Here is a 20,824-nt window from a genome sequence, read left to right on the forward strand (position 1 = left end):
CCCGGAGCCGTCGGACGCGGCGGCGCCCAGGACGGGCCGTCGTGCCCGGCAGGTCCCGTCGGCCGCACCCCCGGCAGCGCGGCGGCACGCGGCGAGGAGGCCGGACTCATCGCACGGCCTCGCTGCGCCAGGCTGCCACCAGGGACTCCAGCGCCGTCACCCGGAGCTGCGGAACATCGCTGCCGAGCGCTGACGGCTCGTGCGGAGCGTCCTCCGCCCCACCGCCGGTGCGCAGCACCACCGTGCGGTCGAACCGGCGCCGTACCCGGTCCAGGGCGCCCAGCCCGGTGGCATCGCCCGTACCGGTGATGACGGTGAGCGACCCGCGGCGGCGTGTCTGCTCCAGACCGTCGAAGGCGCCCGCTGCCGAGGCCCGTTCGGAGCGGCGCACCAGCGCGAGCCGGTCCAGCAGCGCCTCCGCGTCGTTGCCGCCCGCACCGTCCGTCCGCAGTACCGTCCCGGTCTCGCTCAGCACGTCGACGGGGAAGTGGGAGCGGGCCGCGGCGAAGGCCACGGAAGCGGCGCAGTCCACGGCCAGTTCGAAGTCGTCCTCGGTGCGGTAGGCAGCGGTACGGGTGTCCAGGACGAGGGTGGTGTGCGGCAGCGAGACGTCCACCAGCTGCTTGACCATCAGCGTCCCGGTGCGGGCCGTGGACCGCCAGTGCACCCTCCGCAGATCGTCGCCGAGCACGTACTCGCGCAACGCGTGGAAGGTCAGCGACCCCTCGTCCGCGGTGTCCGAGGTCGGCCCCTCGACATGATGCGCCGTCCCCGAAGGCAGCACCGGCAGCGGACACACCCGGGGCCGCACCAGCAGGGTGTCCGTACCGCCCTCGCCGGGACCGAACACCCGCACCCGGCGGGCGAGCCCGAGCGGGTCCGTACGCTCCAGCCGCAGCGGGCCCAGCGTGATCCGCCCGCGCCGCCCGGTGGGCAGCGCGTACCGCACGGTGTGCTCCGCGCCCGCCGCGAGCGGCGGAATCCGCAGCACCAGCGGCAACTCGCCGCACCGGTCGACGACCTCCAGCCCGCGCCGGACACGGCGCCCGGCACTGGAGAGGGTGACCGACCCGTCCGCGCGGTCCCCGCGCGCCACCTTCCGCGGAGTGACCCGGCGGCGCGCCGCCAGCCGCGGCGAGCGCCCCGTCCGGACGAGCGCCGCGGCCACCGCGAGCAGACAACCGACCCCCAGGACCGCGGCTTCCGGGTAGCCGAACCCGTACCCGGCCCCCACGAGACCCGTACCGCCGACCAGCGCCCCCCAACCCGTCGGCGACAGCATCAGCCCGCTGCCCCCGCCTGCGGTACCGGAACCGTGGCCAATGCCTCGGCGATCACGTCGACTCCGCTCCGGCCGCTCAACTCGGCCTCCGGCGTGAGGATCAGCCGGTGCGCCAGCACCGGCCGCGCCAGCGCCTTGACGTCCTCGGGCAGCGCGTAGGTGCGCCCCTGCGAGGCGGCCCGCACCCGCACGGCGCGCAGCAGCGCCACCGAGCCGCGCGGGCTGGCGCCCAGCCGCACCTCGGGCAGCTCACGGGTGGCCGCGACGACCCGAACCAGATAGTCGTACAGCCGCGGCGCCACCTGGATCCGCCGGGCGAGCTGGACGAACTCGGCGATGTGCCGGCTCGTTGCGATGGTGGGCAACTGCTCGACACCCGACTGCGCGGCCGCCCCGGACAGCACCGCGACCTCCGAGGCGTGGTCCGGGTAGCCCAGCGTCACCTGCATCAGGAACCGGTCGAGCTGCGCCTCCGGCAGCGGATAGGTGCCGCCCATGTCCACCGGATTCTGGGTGGCGATCACCATGAACGGGCGCGGCACCGCGTGGGTGCTGCCGTCCGCGGTGACCTGCCGCTCCTCCATCACCTCCAGCAGCGCCGACTGCGTCTTGGGAGAGGCCCGGTTGATCTCGTCGCCGAGCACGATGTTCGCGAAGACCGGGCCCGGCAGGAACTCGAACGCACCGGTGTTCTGCCGGTAGACGGTCACGCCGGTGATGTCCGAGGGCAGCAGGTCGGGCGTGAACTGCACCCGGTGCCAGTCGGCGTCCAGCGAGGCGGCAAGACACCGCGCCAGCGTCGTCTTGCCGGTCCCGGGCACGTCCTCGATCAGCAGATGCCCCTCCGAGAACAGGCACACCAGGGCCAGCTCGACGGTCTCGCGTTTGCCCTTGACGACCCGTTCGATGTTGTCGCCGAGCGCGTGGAAGCACTGGGCGAGCAGGGCCACGGACTCCTGGGAGGCCGCGGAATCGGTTCCAGCAGCAAGTGTTTGATGGTGTTCTAGTCGCACGACCAGACCTCCGGCGAGAATTTGCCCACTTTGTGCTTGGTGGTGCCGACCCACAGGTCGCTGATGTAGGCGGTCCCGCCCTTCCATTCGATGCGGTCCCAGACGTCGCTCTTCCACTTGTAGGTGTCGTGCGTCTCCATGGTGCCGTGGGTTTGGCAGATCACCTTCAGTCCGGGTGTCTGACCGGCCGGAATGCTTCCCCGGCGGGTGCCGCTGGTGGTGCTGGGCTCGCTGCGGACACCGACGTCGTCCCCGTCGTCGACGTTGTCGGCGACGTCGATGCTCTTCGTGTTCGACAGGTTCACCTGGTGGGCCACGCTGCCGCCCGAGCCGGCCGCGTTCCGGGCGGCGACCGTGAGGGTGTAGGTCCTGAAGTTCGTCAGGTTCCGCAGCCGGGCAGCGGTGTTGCGCCTGCTCCCGTCGGTGTCGGCACCTCCGCCGGTCACGGTGTAGGTGGTGCCCTCGCCCGCGTTGGCGGGTGCCCGCCACTTCAGATCGATGCCCTTGCCGCCCTGCGGGAAGTCCTCGGTGACCTGCTGCGGTCGGCCGGGCGCGACACAGGGGCGGGCGGGGCCGGAGCGGCCCGACTCGGCGGTCCGCCCGCCCGCGAACTCGGCCACCACGGTGAAGCGGTACTGCTTGTCGCAGGAGCCGCCCCGCACCTCGAAGGTGAACGGCCCGCTCGGACCGACCTTCCCGGGCACGACCCGCGCACCGGCGGGTGCGCCCCTGAGCCGGTATCCGGTCGGCTTGGTCCCGGAGGACGGTGCGAAGGAGACGCGGATGCTGCCGGCGCCCGACTCGGCCTGCGGGACGCCGGGCGGCCGGGGCTCCGCGGGTTCGTCCTCGGCGTCGTCCGGGGGCGGGGACTTCTTCCCGGGGGTCGGATCACCACCGCGCTCGCGGCCCGCCGGTTTCCGCGCGGGCGGGTCGGTGTCCGCCTGCGTGTCGTCCCGGCCCGGCCGCGACGGTGTCTCCGGCAGCGGGTCCCGCGCCGGATCGCGGCCGCCCCCGTCGCCGGTGCGGTCCTTCTCCCGGGGAGTGCGCCCCGAGGGCGCCCTGCTGTCGTACTTGTGCACCCGGTTGACGTGTCCGGAGGAGTTGATGACCACGGCGGTCGCGTTGTCCGCGTCGTTCACCCACAGCAGTCCGTCGCGGACGAACAGGCTCAGCTTCCCCGGCTTGCCGGTGACCTCGACCGGCTCGGTGAGCGCTGCCGCCTCGGTGTCGTACACCTTCAGCGTCCCGTTGCTCCGGTCGGGCACGTAGACCTTCGAGCCGAGTACCTGCGGCGTGCCGTACCGGTGGTCCGAGGAGCCCAGCGACGCGGTCAGCAGCGAACCCGTACGGGTGTTGACGAGCGCCATCCGGCCCGATTTGCGGGCCAGCACGGGCACCACGTCACCGGCGGTCGCCGAGGGGACCAGCACCGAACCGGACGGCTCCTCGGCGACACTGCTGGGCAGCTTGAACCGCATACCGCGTCCGGTCCGTTCGAGCAGCGTGACCGTCCCGCCCTTGGTGTCGGTCACCACGGGGCGGCCGTCGGCGAGGGTCATCAGCAGCGTGGCGGCCTTGCCGCTCCTGCCCGCCACCTCGATCCCGGGCGCCTTCCTGCCGTGCGGGAACGGTACGACCTCTCCCTTGCCGGGCACCGGCACCCACAGGGTGCCCTTCGGATCGGCCACCGCCTTGCCCAGCGGCCCCCTGCCGAGATCGACCGGGGCGCCGACCGGTGTGGTGCGCACCGGGTCGATGCGCTGCACCCGCGCCTTGACGGGGTCCACCAGATACGCGTACCGGCCGCCGGAGACCAGTTGCAGCCCCGCGCCGTAGCGCGCGGACTGCTCGACCGTGAGCTGCGCGGGGTCGATACGGACGAGCTTGCCGGTCTTCTCGTCCAGCACCAGCACCGTCTTGCCGTCCTGCGAGATCGAGACCGGGTGGTCGCCCATGCCGGGCAGCTTCACCTTGCCGTCCACGTCTCCGGTGAGGCCGTTGGCGTGCGCAGCCTCACCCGTGCGCGAACTGGTCAGCCAGGCACCGATGTCGGCCAGGTCGGGCACCGCTCCGGCCGAGCCCGAGCCGACCACGACGGACGTGCCGACCAGCGCGCCCACCGAGCACAGCGCGATGTAGCCGGTCGTCCGGCGGCGGTCGGGGCGCACGGCCGCCCACGCGGCGGCCAGCAGCCCCCCGCACCGCCTGCGGAGCGCGGCGAATCCCCCGGGTCCGGGCGGCTCGCCGGGCCGCTGCGCCGCGTCGACCAGCCGACGCGGACGAAGCCCCGGCGTACGGTCCTCTTCGGAGCTCCCCCGAGCATCCGGCATCGCATCCTCCCCCCGTCACCTCCGCCCACTCCGAGCGGTGTGCCGCACTGTGCAGGTTAACCAACCGACGGGGCACGCGGTCAGCATCCGGCAGCGGGCTGTGACAGGAGTATGACCTCTCCGCCACGTAATCATCGCCCCCCGGCCGTCACCCTCCCCGCGCTGCGTCCCCGTGCGGCGCCCGCCGGTGCCTCCCTGGCGCGCGGCGCCGGCCGGGCAGGACGCTGCCGCGGCGGTCCGCGGGTGCCGGGCCCGCCGAACGCTCGGCCGAACGGACCGGTGGAGGAGACGGTTTGAGAGCATGACCGCCATGGGGCTGACCGAACACGCTTTCACCGTGCACGAAGGTGCCACCGGACCCGTCCTGGAGACCGAGCGGCTGCTGCTGCGCCCGCTGACGACGGACCACCTGGACTTCTTCGTCGAGCTGCACAGCGATCCCGAAGTCACCCGCTTCGTCCCCGCTTTCACCCGCGAACAGGCCCGCGAACGGCTCGCCGGGATCCAGCGGCAGTGGTCCGAGCGCGGCCACGGACTGTGCGCGGTGGAATCGAAGGAGACCGGCGCACTCCTCGGCCGCTGCGGCCTCAACCACTGGGAGGAGTTCGACGAGGTGGAGGCCGGATGGACGCTCCGGCGGTCCAGCTGGGGCCGCGGATACGCCACCGAGGCCGCCCGGGCCGTGGTGGAGTGGGGGCTGGAGACGCTGGACGTCCCCTACCTCACCGCCATGATCGCCCACGACAACACCGCTTCCCGCAAGGTCGCCGGGCGGCTGGGGTTCACGCCCGGGCGCGAGGACACCTTCCTGGGCCACCGCGTCACCGTCCATCTGCGGCACCGGTCCGGCGGCCTGCCCGGCCACCCGGCCGGATGACAGCGGTGCCCGCGGCGGACCCGCCGCTGCTGCGACTGGCGGGGGTGAGCCGCCGCTACGGCGAGCGGCAGGCCCTGCACCCGCTCGACCTGGAGGTGCGGGCGGGCACCTGCACCGCCCTGTTCGGCCACAACGGCTCGGGCAAGTCCACCTTGCTGCGGCTCGCCTGCGGACGGGACCGGCCGACCACCGGCACCGCCCTGTTCGACGGCACCCCGGTCGACGAGGACGACCCGCAGGTACGCGCCCGGGTGGCCGTCACGGGGGACACCGTCGCCTGCTATCCGGACCTGACCGTCCGCGACCACCTGGAACTGGTCGCCGTGGCACACGGAGTGGCCGACCCCCGTCCGTGGATCGACCAGGTACTGGCCGACCGGCGGCTCACCGACCACGCCGACCAGCTCCCCTCCGCGCTCTCCTCCGGCCAGACCCAGGCACTGCACCTGGCCGCCGCGCTCGTCCGCCCGCGGGACCTGCTCGTCCTGGACGAGCCCGAGCAGCGTCTGGACCCGGCGTCCCGCACCCGCCTCGGCGCGCTGCTGCGCGGCGAGACCGACGACGGCGTCGCGGTGCTGCTCGCCACCCACCAGGCCGAACTCGTGCACGCCGTCGCCGACCACGTGGTCGTCCTCGAGGACGGCAGGGTCGTCGCCGAGGGCGGCCCCGACGTGCTGGACGAGGCGGCCGCGCACCCCCGCGGCGGCCCCCGATGAGCAGCCTCGCCCCGCGCGACCGGGCGGAGCCGGCCGGCGAGGACGGTGCCGGTTCCACCGGCGCCGCGTGGACGGCCGCCGACGACCGGACGTCCGAGACCCTCGACCTGCTGCGCGGCAAGCGCCGGGCCCACCGCAGCCGGCGCAACCGAGACCTGGCCGTCACCGGTTACGCCGTGCTGCTGATGGCCGTCGGGTACGGCGGCACCCTGGGGTACCGCCTCGTCCGGCGACTCGAACGGCTCACCGCACAGGACGCCACCGCAGAGGCGGTGCGCAGCGCCCTGCCCGCCGTGCTGATGCTGCCGGCCTGCGCCCTCGCGCTGCTCGCCGTGCGGGACGCGTTGTGGCGCGGCCCGGTGCTGGTGCCCCGCTGCGACCTGGACTGGCTGCTGGCCCACCCGGTGCGCCGCAGCCGGGTGCTGCTGCCCGCGTTCCGGCTCTCCGCGGCCCTGACGGCCGCCGCGGGAGCGCTGTGTGCGATCGGCGGTGCCGTGCTGCTGCGGCTGAGCGGACTCGCCGAACTCGGGCCCGCACTGGCGCTGTGCCTGCCCGGCGGGGTCTGCCTGCCGCTGCTGGCCTGCGCGCTCGCCCTCCGCGTGGAGCGCGACGACGGTGCGGCCCGCCGGGCGCGCGCACTGACCCCGTACGCCGTACTGCTGCTGCTCCTGCTCGTCCTGCAGGCGGTGTGCGCGGCGCGGGGCAGCCGGTCGGCCCTCCTGGAGACGGTCGAACTGTGGTCCGGCCCCTGGGGCTGGGCCGCGCAACCGGTCCTGCACGCGGCGGGCGTGCGCGCAGCGGGATGGCCCTGGGCCCTCGCGCTGCTGGCCACCGTTACCGCCGCCGCGCTCGGCCACGCACTCCGGTCGGTCGGAGCGCTCCCCACCCGGCGGCTGCGGGCGCGCGCCGCCACCGCGGCGACCGTCGCCTCGGTGCTGTGGTCGGCCGAACTGCGCGCGGCCAAGCTCGCCGTCGACGCAGCCCTCGCGGATGGTGCCTCCGGCAGCCTGCGCCGGCTGCCCCTGCCGCGCTCGCCCCGGCTCGTTGTCGTGCGGCGGGACGCGATGGCCCTGCTGCGCGCTCCGGGGCGGGTGGTGAGCGCCGCACTGTGGACCGCGGCGGCGTCGGGCGCCGCGGGGCTCGCGGTGGCGTCGGCGGGCGCCGGGCGCATCGCCGCGCTCGCGATGGCGCTGGCGCTCGGCTGGTTCGCGGTGGGACGGCTCGCGGAGACCGCGCGACTGGAGGCGGACGACACCCGGCGCTCCTCCTGGTCGCCGTTCCGCCTCGGCAGCCTGATGCTGCAGCACGCGATCACGCCCGCGGTGGTCGGCGCGGTGCTCGCCCTCGCGGCGGCGGTTCCCTTCGCGCTGCGGGGCGGCGAGTGGGCGCTGCTGCTGATGCCGCTGTGCGCCCCGCCGTTCGCCGCCGCCGCGGTGCTGGCCGCGGTGCGCGGTCCCGTGCGGACTGAACTGCTCTCCCTGGGGCTGGTGACGCCTGCGGGGGACGCCAGCGTCTTCGTCTTCCTCTTCTGGTACGCGGCACCGTTCCTCGCCGCGGTCGCCCCGCTCACCGCCGGGCTCGCATCGAGCGGCGTCCTCGACCCGGGGGCGCGGGCACCGGACCTGGTGCGTCCGGTGGCGACAGCGGTCGGGCTCAGCTGCGCCCTGCTGTTCGCCGCCGCGCGGGGCGCCGCGAAGCTGCGCCGCCCGGCGCCCTGAGCGGCCCGCTCACTCCTCCTCGGGCGCGGGCAGGATCTGCCGCAGCAGCCCGCGCGGATGTCCGCGGCGGCGCCACTCCCGGGGATAACCGATGGAGACCTCCTCGAAGCGGACCCCGTCGTGCCATGTGGTCCGGGGGATGTGGAGGTGGCCGTAGACGGCGGCGGCCACGTTGTAGCGCGTGTGCCAGTCGGCCGTCAGCTCCGTGCCGCACCACTGCGCGAACTCCGGATACCACATCACGTCCGTCGGCTCCCGCACCAGCGGCCAGTGGCTGACCAGGACCAGCGGGGTGCCGGGGTCGAGGGCGTCCAGCCGCTTCTCCGTCGCGGCCACCCGGTCCCGGCACCAGTCGTCGACGGCCGGATACGGGTCCGGGTGCAGCAGGTACTCGTCCGTGCAGACGACGCCGGAGGCGTGCGCTGCGGCCAGCGACTCCTCCTTGGTGTGCGTCCCCGGGGCCCGGAAGGTGTAGTCGTACAGCTGGAAGACCGGCGCGATCACCACCTCGCCCGCCGGCCCGGCCCAGCGCGGGTAGGGGTCCTCGGGCGTCAGCACGCCCACCGCACGGCACATCTCGACCAGTTGCGCGTACCGTTCGGCGCCCCTGGACTGCACGGAATCGCCGTGCGGAGTCCACAGCTCGTGGTTGCCCGGTGTCCACACCACGCGCGCGAACCGGCCGGCGAGCAGCCGCAGCGCCCACTCCACCTCGTCGAACCGCTCGGCCACGTCCCCGGCGACGATCAGCCAGTCCTCGTCGGTGTGCGGGCGCAGCGACTCGGTGACGGGCTTGTTGGCCGTCATCCCCACGTGCAGATCGCTGACTGCCAGCAGCCGACCCCGGCCGGATGTCATGCGGCTCCCCCCTGCGTGTCCCGCTGTGTCCCCCGCTGCGTCCCGCTTCGTCCCTCAGCGGACTCCTGGGCGCAGCGCCGCGGCGCTGCCGCCGCTCCGTCCGCACCGACCCTAACGTCCGCCGCCGACGAGCGCTGCGGACGGGACGCAACGGGCGGCGTACGACGGCGCGTCGGCGGGGACTGTGCGGCCTCACTCCTCCGGGGGATCCTCGCGCGGGTTCGGCCTGGCGGCGGCGACACCGGGCCGGACCGCCCGGGCACGGTCCGCCGGGGAGATCCGCCGCAGGGTGAGGACGGCGAGGTCGTCCTGCTGGTAGGGATGGGAGAAGGCGCGCACGTCGTCGCGCAGCGCGCGGGCCAGCTCCCCGCCGGTCGTGTCCGCGGCGGCTCCCGCGGGCCCCACCAGGGCGGCGAGCCGCTCGGCCAGCGGATAGAAGGCACCGTGCCCGTCCCGGGCCTCGGACAGCCCGTCGGTGTACAGCAGCATGGTCGAGTCCGGGGGGAAGCAGACGCCCGCCGCGGAGCGCTCCTCGCGCACCAGCGACGCCAGCCCCAGCGGTACGCCCGTCGCACCGAGCCGCACAGCGTCGGGCGGCAGTGCGTCCCGGACCAGGAACGGTGTCAGGTGGCCGCAGTTGACCACCTGCGCCGTACCCCGGTCCAGCGGGTCGATCGAGACGACCAGGGCCGTGACGAACCGTTCGGCCTCACCCGAGTGGCGTGCGTAGGCGTTGTGCCGGACCACGGACGTCTCCAGCGCGCCGACCAGTCCGGTCAGCGCCGGCTCGCGGTGCGCGGCCTCCCGGAACCCGCCCAGCACGGCGAACGCCACACCCACCGCGGAGAGCCCCTTGCCCTGCACGTCGCCGATCAGCACCCGGGTGCCGTAGGGGGTGTCGGCCACGTCGTAGATGTCGCCGCCGAACAGCTTGTCCTCCTGCAGCGGCTCGAAGATCCCGTCCACCCGCACCTGGGACGTGAACTCGGGCAGCGGGTGCAGGATGTGCTGCTGGATGACGGCGGCGGTCGAGCGCAGCCGCAGCAGTTCGGTGTCCCGGGCGATCCGCCAGCGCGCCCCGAAGACCGCCAGCACGGCGAACAGCAGGGTGAGCACGAGCGTGATGGCGTCGTCCAGATGGTAGCCCGGGTTGCGGGCCACCGAGATGGCTCCTCCCGCCGTGGCCCAGACGGAGGCGGCCTGGGTCTGCCGTACGGTGCCCACGCTCGCCGCGATGGCGGGGAGGAAGATCAGCAGACCGACCAGGCGCGTCTCGGATCCGGCCAGGAAGCTGAGCCCGAAGACCAGCAGGGTGAGACCGAGGACCCAGGCCAGGAAGGCCGGGGTGGAGAGCGCTTTGGGCTGCGGGTGCCCCAGGGCGCGCTGCGCCTGATCGGGGGACTGCTGCGGCCGCGGTCCGGCCTGCTGCTGTTCCATGGCCCGTTCCTAGGGTGCGATGCGGCGAGGGTCTGCTGTGCGACCCTCCATCCTCACCCGCGTACGGCCCGCCGCCCGCCGCGACACCGCGTACGAGGCCCTCGGGTCAGGAGTCCCTGCCCTCGGGATCCCGCGGGAAGTGCGGGTTGTGGTCCTTCTGCCACGAGGTCTCCAGCGGCTCCGGACTGTGCAGCGGGATCTCCGGGCCGGCGCCGCCGGTGGGAGGCCAGTCCGGACGCTGGTCGGCGGGGAGGGAGCGGAGGGCCTCGCTGACGCTGGAGAACACCGGCAGCATCTCGGTGCTGCCGGTGAGCGCGAGCACCGCCGCGAGCCGCCGCCCCACACAGGCCAGCAGCAGGCTGCCGTCCCGGCGCTGCAGCAGCCAGCGCAGCGCGAGCAGGCAGTTGAGCCCCCGCGAGTCGCAGAAGACCAGCGCGGTGACGTCCAGCACCAGATGGCGGTAGCCGCTGGTGACCACGGCACCGATGCGGTCCAGGTAGAACTGTTCGGACCCCTGGTCCAGTTCGCCGCTGAAGCGGAGCACCGCGCACTCGTCCTTGACGGTCAGCGGCGTGATGGCCAGACGGTCGTTCTCCCGCGACCTCAATCGGCCTCCGTCCCCCGGCACGGAGCCGGTGCTCTGCGGATCCGCCCAGGCGCGGATCCGCGGATTCCGAGTATTCCAAAGCCGGTGCCCTGCGAGGCCGCCCGTGCCCCTCACCCGCCCGCGCCTCTCACCCGCCAGTGCCTCTTCTGCACCAGTGATCGTACGTGCTGCCACCGGGCGCGAGAGCCGCTTCGCGCGGGACCGGCGGCCGTTTCCCCTGGTAACCCGCGGCGCGAGCGGTCGGCATCGGCGGAGCTCCCGTCGCGGAAAAGATCGCCTGCGGTCTCCCGTAATGGTCTGACCTTTCCTCGTCCGCGCTCTTCGCGCCGGATGATGCATGAAGACGAAGGCCCCGGGTAACTGACCCTGCAGCCGTTCGAGCGTTCACATGGGGGACCGTTCGACGGCGGTGGGTATTCACGCAGAGCGCGGTACCCCGTTGGCAGAGGAAAGACCCCCACATTCGCGGGTCGGGCTGCTTTCGGCGGCAACACCCCGCGGAGACGGGAGACAAGCATGGAACAGGCAGCGGCCCTCCGGGACGAAGAGGGTGTGACAGCGGACACAGCTCGGACGCGGTATTTGCGCAGCAGTTTCCAGGCGCGCGGGATCACGCGGAATTTCCTGGCCACGGTCTCGCCCCCGCCCTCGTCCGACGCCGTGGAGACCGTCCTGTTGGTCGTGTCCGAGCTGGTGACCAACGCGCTTCGGCACGGCCGGGGGGTCCGGGACTTCCGGCTGAGTGCCGGGCACGACTCCGTCACGGTCGAGGTCGCCGATTCCAGTCCGGTGCTTCCCCGGGACCGCAGCCCGCAGGATTTCGCCGAGGCGGAAGGCGGCGGTTTCGGCTGGCCCATCGTCTGCCGTCTGGCCCGCGACCTCACCATTCGGCTGCACCCCGACACCGGAAAGATCATCCGTGCGAATATCCCGCTGTAGCGGCGCGTCGAACGCTGCGGCGGACGGCGAACTCCCTTATCGGAAAAGCGTGTTCCCGTCTCGACGCTGAGAAGGAATGGGTGGCCCGCGGGGCCGGGCCGGGGTCCGGGAAATCGAGCGGCCCGGAAGCCGTATTGAGCCGCGAATGCGCGGCAGCACCCCGGCCGCGGTGACACCGGACGGACACTCCGCGCAGCGGCGGCCTCCCCGCGCCCGCGCTGTCGCTCCCCGCGCCCGCGCTGTCGTCGCGCGCCTCCGTGCCCCCTCGGTCCCCGGTCCGTTCCCGCACCCCGGGCGACGGCGCGGTTCGCAGGTACGGGACGGTTCGCGTCCCCTCCCGGCATCGGGACGCCCGGTGCCGCCGCCCGGACGCCGTCCAGGAGCCCGCCGGGCCCGCACCGCCCGGGGCCCGCACTCCTCGTGCCTGCTCCGCCGAATTCGTGCTCTGCCGGGTTCCCGCTCCGCCGAAGGGCGCGCCACCGCCTCCGGCGGATTCCACGCGCCCCCTCGCCCAGGCGGAGCGCACACGTGCCGAGGCCCGCCGAGTGCGCGCCTCCCCGCCCGGCGCGCGCACCGGCCCCGCTCCGCCCCGCCGCCCTGTGTCGTCACGTGCCTCCCCCTGCCTCCCCCTGCCTCCCCCTGTCGCGCCCTGCCGCCCCTTGCGCCCCCGCGTGCTTCCCGCCGGGGCCGCCGAGTGGGAGTCACCGCAGCGGAGGGTGGGAAAGCCGATTACTGAGAGCGCACCATTCCTAAAGGCTTCGCGCTGCATGGCGCGCCTGGGCCGGAGAAAGGAGAACCCGCTCCGGTATGACGACTTACGACCTCTCTGACGTCCCTGCCGCCGCACCCTCCCTGCTGGCGTACGCGCATGAGCGGACCGAACCCGTACTCAGGGAGGCCGTCGCAGCACTCCAACCCGAGCTGCGGCGGGTCTGCGGCTACCACTTCGGCTGGACCAGGCCGGACGGCAGCCCCACCTACGGCGTCACCCCGGGCCCGTATCCGCACGCGGCGCTCGCCCTGCACGCGGCGGGCGCGGGCGAGCCGGAACGGAACGGCGGAGCGCCGGAGACCTCCACGGCCGCGGCACTGCCGGGGGCCGCGGCCGTGGAACTCGTCCACAACTGGGCCGTGCTGCACGACGACGTGATGGACGGGGAAGCGCTGCGGCGGGGCCGTTCAGCCGTGTGGGCCGTCTACGGCACCGGTTGGGCCGTGCTGGCCGGGGACGCCCTGCTGGGCGCCGCCACCCGCTGCCTGCTGGCGTCCGGGCAGCCGGACGGCACCCGGGCGGCGGAAGGGACGCAGCTGTCCGCGGCCCGGGACGCGGCCGCCGAGGCGGAGATACTGGAGAACGACGAGGCGGTGGGGGAGGAGCGGGCCGCCGTACTGCGCTTGCTGTCCCGGACGACGTCGCGGCTGATCAGCGGCCGCTCGGCCGAACTGGCGCTGCGCCGCCGGGCCCCGGAGGGGATCAGCGTGGCGGAGTACGCGGCGGTCGCGGCGGCCCGCACCAGCTCGCTGCTGGAGTGCGCGCTGGCGGCGGGGGCGCTGCTGGGCGGCGCGGAGGAGCGGGTCGTCGAGGCGCTGACGCGGGCGGGCCACCATCTGGGGGTGGCCGCACAGGCGGAGCGCGACATCGAGGACCTCTGGTCGGGGACCGCGCTGAGCGGCCGGCCGGTGATGAGCGGCTTACGCGAGGGCGGTCCGAGCCTTCCGCTGATCACCGCGCTGCGTGCGGTCAACCCGGCCGCTCGCACTCTCGCCCGGTCGCTGGGCGGCGGCCCCGCCTGTCCGCCGCCCCCGGACGAGCTCGCCGACCTCATCGAGACCGCGGGCGGACGCGCCGCCGCGCACGAGATCTCGGCCTGGCAGCTTGCCGAGGCGTACGCGCAGTTGGACAAGGCCTCGCTGCCTGCCGCCTCGCACACGGCGCTCCGCGCACTCTTCCGGCACACCGTCACCCGCTCCTGAGCCGGGCCGCCGACCGGCCCAGTACGACGAAGGCCGCGGGCCGCGACCGACATGCAGAGGGGGACGAGCAGCGGAGCGGCCGTCGGCTGGTCCACCGTGGACCAGCCGACGGCCGCCCCGCTGCGCTGCCGGTGCGCGGGTGTCCTGGCGCGCGGCACGGAGGGCGGTCGCGGAAGCCTCCTGGGGGCGCCGGCGGAGGGCGTCCGAGCTGTGCATTGTCGATCGCGGCCAGGGCGGTGCGCCTCGTCGGCGACGAGGATCGACGACTGCCTCGAACGAGTGACCGGGTGGATCTTGTGGGCCGTTCGGCGGTGGAAGCGGTGTCGCTGCGTGGCAGCGGGGACGAGTGACGAAGTCAGTTAATAGGACTTATATGACTTTCTCGTCATGGAGGAGAGCCCATGCCCGCTGCCCACCCTGCTCCCGACCGTGCTCCCCACCATCCCCCGGACGCCCGCCGCGACCCGTGGTCCGCGGCCACGCGCCGCCCCTCGCCGCCCCCGGACGCGCGGCGTCCTCCACCGGACCACGGCGGCGCTCGCCCTCGCAGCCCTGGTCGGCGGCGCGGCAGGGTGCGGACAGACCGGAGGGGGCTCCGGACGGGGCGGAGGACCGGCCGGGCACGGCAGCGCAGAGCAGGCGGAGCGGGTGCGCGGCGGACGGGCCCCACACGGCTTCTCGCTGTTCGCCACCGGCGACCTGCTCGTCCACGACTCGCTCATCCGGCAGGCGCGTGCGGACGCGGGCGGCTCGGGGTACGACTTCGGGCGCATGCTCGCGGCCGCGAAACCGTCGGCCCGAGAAGCCGATCTGGCGATCTGCCACATGGAGACCGTCTACGGCCCGGACGACGGCCCCTTCACCGGCTACCCGCTCTTCCAGACGCCGCCGCAGCTCGCCCGCTCCGTCAAGGACGCGGGCTACGACTCCTGTTCGACCGGCTCCAATCACACCTTGGACGACAGCGCGGACGGGGTGAACCGCACCCTCGACGCCATGGACAGCGTCGGTCTCCGGCACGCGGGGTCGGCACGGTCGGCCCGCGAGGGCCACCGCCCCACGATGCTGCGGGCCGGCGGCGCGAAGGTGGCGCAGCTCTCCTACACGTACGGCACCAACGGCATCTCCCTGCCGGAGAACAAGCCGTGGCTCGTCAACCTCATCGACCCCGAGCGCATCATCCGGGATGCCCGGGCAGCCCGCCGCGCGGGCGCCGACGTGGTGGTGGCCAGCATGCACTGGGGCACCGAGTGGCAGCAGGAACCCGACGGACTCCAGCGCTCCCTGGCCAGGAAGCTGACGGCCGCGCGCTCCGGCGGACGGCGCGACATCGACCTGATCCTGGGCACCCACGCCCACGTCCCCCAGGCGTACGAGAAGGTCAACGGGACGTGGGTCGTCTACGGCATGGGCGACCAGATCGCCGGCAAGATGAACGACCCGCGCGGCAGCATGGGCACCGCAGCGCGCTTCCGCTTCGTGCCACCCGAGGACGACCGCGGCGCGGCCGCCTGGACCGTGCGGAAGGCCGAGTTCACCCCGTTCATGATGAAGACCTCGCCCCGCCACACCCTCGTCAACCTCGCCTCGAAGGCCAGCCGGAGCGCGGGCGACCCGGCCCAGGACGAGGCGTACGCGGCCATCCGCGAGGCGGTCTTCAGCCGGGGAGCCGCGAAGGACGGGCTGCGCATGGCCCCCTGACGGCGCAACGGCTGCGGAACGGCCGTGCGGGGGAGGGGGGCCGTGGGCGGGGTGCGGGCCCCGCCCACGGTTCGGGAGGCTACCGGCCGGGGAAGCCCCCGGGTCCTGCCGGTCCTGCCGGTGCCCCCGGTCCTCCCGGGTTCGCAGCAGCGGCACGGCGCCGGCCCGTCCGGCTGATCACCACGGCACCGATCACCATCAGCAGTCCGACGCCCGCCACCGAGGAGCCGATGGCCAGCGGCGCCGTCTCCATCGGCGGGTGCTGGGTGGGCTTCACGCCGTTCGGCGGGGTCAGGAACTTCTTGTCCTTGTACGCGGTGGCGGCCGCGCCGTCGGCGGGCGGATCACCGGCGGCGCGCACGGCCGCGGCCGCGTCGATCGTCCCGTGGCCCACCCTCGGGTCGTAGCCGCCCGGCGGGTGGTGGGCCGTGTCGGTGAGGATGGCGCGGACCTGGGAGGGCTTGAGTTCGTGGTCCTTGCCGAGCATCAGTGCCACCACACCGGAGGTGAGGGCCGCCGCGGGCGAGGTGCCGTTGACGGGCGCGTAGCCGCCGGTGTTCTTCGCGCTGACGATCCCCACGCCGGGAGCCGCGACGCTGTTGTACGTCCGGACCGTGGAGAAGCCGGCCCGGCTGCCGCCCTGCGCGACGGCGGCCACCGCGATCACCCCCGGGTAGCCGGCCGGGTAGGACGACTCGTTGAAGACGTCGCCGTCGTTGCCCGCCGAGGCCACCACGGTCACCCCCTGGTAGGCGGCGTGTGCCAGTGCCTTGGTCTCCTCCTCGTCGAACGAGGACCCGAAGGTGTCGCCGCCCAGTGACATGGAGATGACGTCGGCACCGTGGTCGACCGCGTAGGTGATGCCCTGGGCGACCGGGCTGGGGCCGGTCTTCCAGTCACCGACGTCGTGCTCCTTCTTGTCGTCGATCACCCGCACCGACAGGATGTCCGCCTCGGGGGCGACCTTGAGCACGTCGGAGGCCATGGCCGTGCCGTGGCCTCCCCAGCGCGGATCGCCGGAGTGGAGTCCGTCCTTGAGGAAGTCGGGCCCGGTGGTGACCTTGCCGGCCAGGGCCGGGTGGTCCTCCTCGACGCCGCTGTCCAGCACGGCGACCTTCACCCCGTCGCCTTGCGAGGCGCGCTGGGCCGAGGACAGCCCGAGCGCTCCCGCCTCCCAACTGGCAGGGGTGTCGGCCCGGGCGGGGGCCGCGGTGGCCGCGCACAGCAGCGCGCTCAGTCCGGCAGCGGCGACCGCGGTGCCGATGCGCCGACGCGTCATGACGTCTCCTCCATCAGCAGGTCACCGATGTGCAGGGACAGGTCGTGGGCGAGTGTCTCGGCCGCTTCCCGCCAGGGCATCCGGTCCGACTTGGCGTCGTGCTCGGTGCGGCCCCACTGCCCGGGCAGCCGGCCCGCCTTGCGGCCGTCCGCCGATCCGGCCGAGGCCGCGATGGCATACGGCAGATACAGACCGCCCGCCTGCATCCCGTCCGAGCCGTTGCGCCGGGAGTCCTTCCAGCCGGCGGCCACCGTGTCGGGGACGGGGAGCGCCTTGACCCCGTGGCTCTCGGTGCGTTTGTCCCGCTCCGCGTCGAAGAAGGTACCCATCCCCTCCTCGGGGTCCTCGACCTCGGGCAGGACGATCAGTGCCACGGTGGCGACGAAGTTGCCCGTGGGGTCGGCGTAGGTGGCCCGCAGCACCGCCTTGCAGCCGCGCTTCTCGGCCTCGGCCGCCAGCGTCCCGGTCAGCGCGTCGGCACAGCCGGTCTGCTCGGATATGCCCAGCCGGTGCCATTCGGCGCTCTTGGGGTCGTCCGCTTCCGACTGGGCGTCCGCCTTCGGCCCCAGTGTCTTGGGGAAGAGCTTGTCCACCGGTTCGTTGCGCCACATGGCCGGTCCGTAGCCGGTGCGGTTGGAGACGTCCTGCTGCGCGTTGGAGACGGTGTGCGCCGCCAGTGCGCCGCCCGCGAGGAGTGCCAGGGCGCCGACGACGCCGAGGAACGCGGTGAGGCAGGTGCGACCGGTGTTCTTCTTGGGCGGCGGGAGCGGCATACCCGGCTGCATCCCGGCTCCTGGCGGTCCGCCGCCGGGCATCCCCGACGGCGGCATGCCCGGCGGCGGTCCCGGCACGCCGTGCGGGGCCGGGCCGCCCTGCGGGGAGGGGCCACCCTGGCCCGGAGGCATGCCGGGTGGCCCCGGTATGCCGGGCGGACCCGGCGGCGGACCCGGCGGCGGGCCGGGCGGCATCGCGGGCGGCGGGCCCGGCTGCCGCCCGTAGCCCCCGGCACTGCCCGGGGGCTCGGGTGGGCTCGGGTAGGACATGGCTCCCCTCCTCGGCGATCGGCACCCCTGAGCGCGGGTGCAGAGCAGCGGGGGGAGACGTCTGCGCTCACTGATTTAACGCGCGTGCCCCCGCGTTTGCGTAGCAGACCCTATCGGCCGTTCCTGGGCCGGAAGCTCTGTCTCCGGTCTCGTCTGTGTCACAGAACTGCAGGTCAGAACAGTTCAGGACATACCAGCCCGTGGGCGGGGGAGGAGGGCCGCACCGATCGCACCGGAAGGCCCGCCGTATCGGTTCGCCCGTGCCCTCAGACCGGCTGGAACGCCTCGGCGGCGCTGTCCTGGCGGGCCGCTGACGGAGCCTGCTCGTCCTCGGGGACGGCGATGACCCAGCGGGTCCGCCGGCGCGGGCGCAGATAGCACGCCCAGTAGGCGACGGCGACCAGGACGATGCCGCCGGTGACGGCGAGACTCTCCGGGCTCTGCCGGAACAGGACCCACAGCAGCACCGCCATCAGCAGCGCGGGGAGCACCGGCCACAGCGGCATGCGCCAGGCGGCCCGGTGCTTGAACTCCGCGCGCCGGGCCGCGAGAGCGCCGAGCGCGACGAAGACGTACATGCCTGCCACCGCGACGCCGGTGACCTCGCTCAGCATCTCCAGGTCGACGAAGCACAGCAGCGCACCGGGTACGCCGACCACGAGAGTGGCCACCCAGGGGGAGCCGAAGCGCCTGCCGAGCCGGGAGAAGGCGCGGTTGACCGGCGCGGGCCAGGCGGAGTCCCGGGCGGAGGCGAAGACCACCCGCGAGTTCTGGATGACCATGACGATGGCGGCGTTGATGATCGCCAACGCGATGCACAGGCTGATGAACGTCCCGACGGCCGAATTGCTCCAGCCCCGGACCATGCCCGCGATGTCGCCACCGGCGAGGGCGTGCAGATCCGGTGCGCCCAGGGTGATGGCGACGACCGGGACGATGACCACCGTGAACCCGAGCGCGAGAGTCCACAGCACGGTGCGGGCCACGGTGCGCCGCGGGTTCTCCATCTCCTCGGCCAGGTACACGGCGGTCGAGAAACCCTGCAGGATGAAGAGCGCGGTGGCGAGCCCGGCGACGATCAGCCCGGCCGTGACCGGCGCGGTGTGACCGTCCCCGCCGTCCATGACCGGGTGCACCAGTACCGCGGCGGAGCGGCGGGTGTGGGTGAAGCCCAGCACGGCGACGACGGCGGCGCCCACCACCTCCAGGGCGAGGAAGACGCCGGTGATCCAGGCGTTGGCCCGCAGGTCCAGCAGCCCCATGGCGGTGGACAGCAGCATCACGGCGGCCGCGGCGAACCGCGGATCGAGGTGCACGAGGGGCGCGAGGTAGTCGGCGGTGCCCAGCGCGATGATCGGCGGCACGATCATGACGACGGTCAGCGACAGGACGAACACCAGCCAGCCGGCCAGCCTCCCCAGCAGGGTGCCGACCATCGCGTACTCGCCGCCCGAGCTGGGGATCAGGGTGCCCAGCTCGGAGTAGGTGAAGGCGACGCCGACGCACAGCAGGGCCGCGACGGTGAGGGCGAGCGCGGTCCCGGTGCCCAGCGTGCCGAACGAGTCCGGCACGATCACGAACAGGGACGAGGCGGGGGTCAGACAGGACAGGGTGAGCAGCGTGCCGCCCACGACGCCGATGGAGCGGGTGAGCCGCGGCCTGCTGTTCGCCTCGCGCGTGTCGGTCATGCTGTTCCGTTCGTACCGTGCGTACTGGGCGGGGTGCGCTGTCGCCTCCGGTGGCGCACCGTGCGGCGGTGCGGAAGCGGCGGTGCCGGAACGCGATCCGGTCGCCGCATACAAGCCCCTGCGGCAAACCGGAGTCAAGACCTCCACTCGACGGAATCCGTTGCCCAAACGGCCTCATGGGGTCTTTTACGGTTGCGGGACGCGTCCTGTGCGGCCGATTCCTGCTTACGAGGAAACCGCAGCGACGATTCTCGAATTCTCGGCCCCGCACCCCCGCGCAGCCTGCGCCGTCTCAGGATGCGGCCGGCCGGCCGATCCCGGGGCCCGCGGAAGGGCAGCGGGAGGCGGGAGGCGGGAAATGGTCAGTCCGCGCGCGGCAGGCCGAACGCCTCCACGATGCGCTGCGCCGCCAGCGTCGCCGTCAGCCCGCCCTCGCGGACCTGCTCCTCCAGCAGCGGTGCCAGCCGCCGCACTTCCGGGTGCTGTTCGAGACGGCTGAGCAGATCGTCCCGGACCATCGACCACACCCACTCGACCTGCTGGTCGCGGCGCTTGGCGGCCAGCTCCCCGGTCGACTCCAGCACCGCGCGGTGCCGCTCCAACCGCTCCCACACCTCGGCCAGCCCGGTGCCCTCACGTCCGCTGCAGGTGAGAACCGGCGCGGTCCAGGCCGCGTCGGAAGCCCGCATCAGCCGCAGCGCACCCGCCAGCTCGCGGGCCGCCGAGCGGGCGTCCCGCTCGTGCGGGCCGTCCGCCTTGTTGACGGCCAGTACGTCGGCGATCTCCAGGACGCCCTTCTTGATGCCCTGGAGCTGGTCGCCGGTACGGGCCAGGGACAGCAGCAGGAAGGAGTCGACCATCTGCGCGACGGTCGCCTCCGACTGGCCGACGCCGACCGTCTCCACCAGCACGACGTCGTAGCCGGCGGCCTCCATCACCAGCATCGTCTCGCGAGTGGCCTTGGCGACCCCGCCCAGCGTCCCCGCGGTGGGGGAGGGGCGCACGAAGGCGTCGGGGTTGACCGCGAGACGCTCCATCCGGGTCTTGTCGCCCAGGATGGAGCCGCCCGTGCGGGTGGAGGAGGGGTCGACCGCCAGCACCGCCACCCGGTGGCCGCGCTCGGTCAGCAGAGTGCCCAGCGCGTCGATGAACGTCGACTTGCCGACCCCGGGCACCCCGCTGATCCCCACCCGCCGGGCGCCGCCCGCATGCGGCAGCAGCACCGTCAGCAACTGCTGGGCCAGCTCCCGGTGATCGGCCCGGCGCGACTCCACCAGCGTGATCGCCCGGGCGATGTACGCGCGGGAGCCCGCCAGCACGCCCTCGGCATAGCTGTCGATGTCGATCGCCCGCGGCATCCGC

16 protein-coding genes are annotated in these 20,824 nt (G+C 73.9%); 6 read left to right on the forward strand and 10 right to left on the reverse strand.

Annotated features, from left to right (window positions below; translation table 11 throughout):
• Window positions 1–106: 106 nt before the first annotated feature.
• From A949_RS0100405 to A949_RS0100415, 3 genes are read right to left on the reverse strand one after another with little or no spacing between them, the layout of a single operon-like run.
• Window positions 107–1,282: a DUF58 domain-containing protein gene (locus tag A949_RS0100405; protein WP_019354033.1), complete on the reverse strand. Its 1,176-nt coding sequence runs from the start codon at window positions 1,280–1,282 to the stop codon at window positions 107–109.
• A complete protein-coding gene (locus A949_RS0100410) occupies window positions 1,282–2,232 on the reverse strand; it encodes an AAA family ATPase (RefSeq protein WP_019354034.1) in 951 nt (316 codons plus the stop codon). Before A949_RS0100410 ends, A949_RS0100405 begins: the two co-directional genes overlap by 1 nt.
• 53 nt (window positions 2,233–2,285) lie before the next feature.
• Window positions 2,286–4,625: a YncE family protein gene (locus tag A949_RS0100415; protein WP_026004207.1), complete on the reverse strand. Its 2,340-nt coding sequence runs from the start codon at window positions 4,623–4,625 to the stop codon at window positions 2,286–2,288.
• 301 nt (window positions 4,626–4,926) lie between these two features.
• On the opposite strand from A949_RS0100415, the gene A949_RS0100420 reads away from it, so the two are divergent.
• The 3 genes from A949_RS0100420 to A949_RS0100430 are packed head-to-tail and all read left to right on the forward strand — an operon-like array spanning window position 4,927 to window position 7,936.
• Window positions 4,927–5,502: a GNAT family N-acetyltransferase gene (locus tag A949_RS0100420; RefSeq protein ID WP_019354035.1), complete on the forward strand. Its 576-nt coding sequence runs from the start codon at window positions 4,927–4,929 to the stop codon at window positions 5,500–5,502.
• Window positions 5,499–6,218, forward strand: a complete 720-nt coding sequence (locus A949_RS0100425) for an ABC transporter ATP-binding protein (protein ID WP_026004208.1) — start codon at window positions 5,499–5,501, stop codon at window positions 6,216–6,218. Before A949_RS0100420 ends, A949_RS0100425 begins: the two co-directional genes overlap by 4 nt.
• Window positions 6,215–7,936: a hypothetical protein gene (locus tag A949_RS0100430; RefSeq protein ID WP_019354037.1), complete on the forward strand. Its 1,722-nt coding sequence runs from the start codon at window positions 6,215–6,217 to the stop codon at window positions 7,934–7,936. The genes A949_RS0100425 and A949_RS0100430 overlap by 4 nt, the downstream gene beginning before the upstream one ends.
• 9 nt (window positions 7,937–7,945) lie before the next feature.
• Here A949_RS0100430 and A949_RS0100435 read toward each other — a convergent pair whose 3' ends face one another.
• The 3 genes from A949_RS0100435 to A949_RS0100445 all read right to left on the reverse strand — a co-directional run bounded on the left by A949_RS0100435 (window position 7,946) and on the right by A949_RS0100445 (window position 10,838).
• Window positions 7,946–8,794 (reverse strand): metallophosphoesterase family protein, encoded by an 849-nt coding sequence (locus A949_RS0100435; protein ID WP_019354038.1) that lies wholly within the window; start codon window positions 8,792–8,794, stop codon window positions 7,946–7,948.
• Window positions 8,795–8,986: 192 nt separating this feature from the next.
• Entirely contained in the window at window positions 8,987–10,231 is a 1,245-nt protein-coding gene (locus A949_RS0100440; RefSeq protein ID WP_019354039.1) for a PP2C family protein-serine/threonine phosphatase, read from the reverse strand.
• A 106-nt stretch (window positions 10,232–10,337) separates the two neighbouring features.
• A complete protein-coding gene (locus A949_RS0100445; RefSeq protein WP_019354040.1) occupies window positions 10,338–10,838 on the reverse strand; it encodes an STAS domain-containing protein in 501 nt (166 codons plus the stop codon).
• A gap of 516 nt (window positions 10,839–11,354) precedes the next feature.
• Here A949_RS0100445 and A949_RS0100450 point away from each other — a divergent pair.
• From A949_RS0100450 to A949_RS31935, 3 genes are all read left to right on the forward strand, one after another.
• Window positions 11,355–11,777, forward strand: a complete 423-nt coding sequence (locus tag A949_RS0100450) for an ATP-binding protein (RefSeq protein WP_019354041.1) — start codon at window positions 11,355–11,357, stop codon at window positions 11,775–11,777.
• 807 nt (window positions 11,778–12,584) lie between these two features.
• Window positions 12,585–13,751, forward strand: coding sequence for a polyprenyl synthetase family protein (locus A949_RS0100455; protein ID WP_019354042.1), 1,167 nt, complete (start codon window positions 12,585–12,587; stop codon window positions 13,749–13,751).
• Between the two features lie 387 nt (window positions 13,752–14,138).
• Window positions 14,139–15,452, forward strand: a complete 1,314-nt coding sequence (locus tag A949_RS31935) for a CapA family protein (protein WP_078565297.1) — start codon at window positions 14,139–14,141, stop codon at window positions 15,450–15,452.
• A 79-nt stretch (window positions 15,453–15,531) separates the two neighbouring features.
• On the opposite strand, the gene A949_RS31940 is transcribed toward A949_RS31935, so the two are convergent.
• The 4 genes from A949_RS31940 to meaB all read right to left on the reverse strand — a co-directional run bounded on the left by A949_RS31940 (window position 15,532) and on the right by meaB (window position 20,820).
• Complete coding sequence (locus tag A949_RS31940) at window positions 15,532–16,731, reverse strand: S8 family peptidase (RefSeq protein ID WP_019354044.1); 1,200 nt, start codon at window positions 16,729–16,731, stop codon at window positions 15,532–15,534.
• Window positions 16,728–17,516, reverse strand: a complete 789-nt coding sequence (locus A949_RS0100470) for a hypothetical protein (RefSeq protein WP_019354045.1) — start codon at window positions 17,514–17,516, stop codon at window positions 16,728–16,730. The genes A949_RS31940 and A949_RS0100470 overlap by 4 nt, the downstream gene beginning before the upstream one ends.
• Window positions 17,517–18,040: 524 nt before the next feature.
• On the reverse strand, window positions 18,041–19,462 hold the full coding sequence (locus A949_RS0100475; RefSeq protein ID WP_019354046.1) for an APC family permease: 1,422 nt from the start codon (window positions 19,460–19,462) through the stop codon (window positions 18,041–18,043).
• A 362-nt stretch (window positions 19,463–19,824) separates the two neighbouring features.
• Window positions 19,825–20,820, reverse strand: a complete 996-nt coding sequence (meaB, locus tag A949_RS0100480; protein ID WP_026004209.1) for a methylmalonyl Co-A mutase-associated GTPase MeaB — start codon at window positions 20,818–20,820, stop codon at window positions 19,825–19,827.
• Between the last annotated feature and the right edge of the window lie 4 nt (window positions 20,821–20,824).

Source organism: Streptomyces sp. AA1529 (genome assembly GCF_000280905.1).
Taxonomy (GTDB): domain Bacteria; phylum Actinomycetota; class Actinomycetes; order Streptomycetales; family Streptomycetaceae; genus Streptomyces.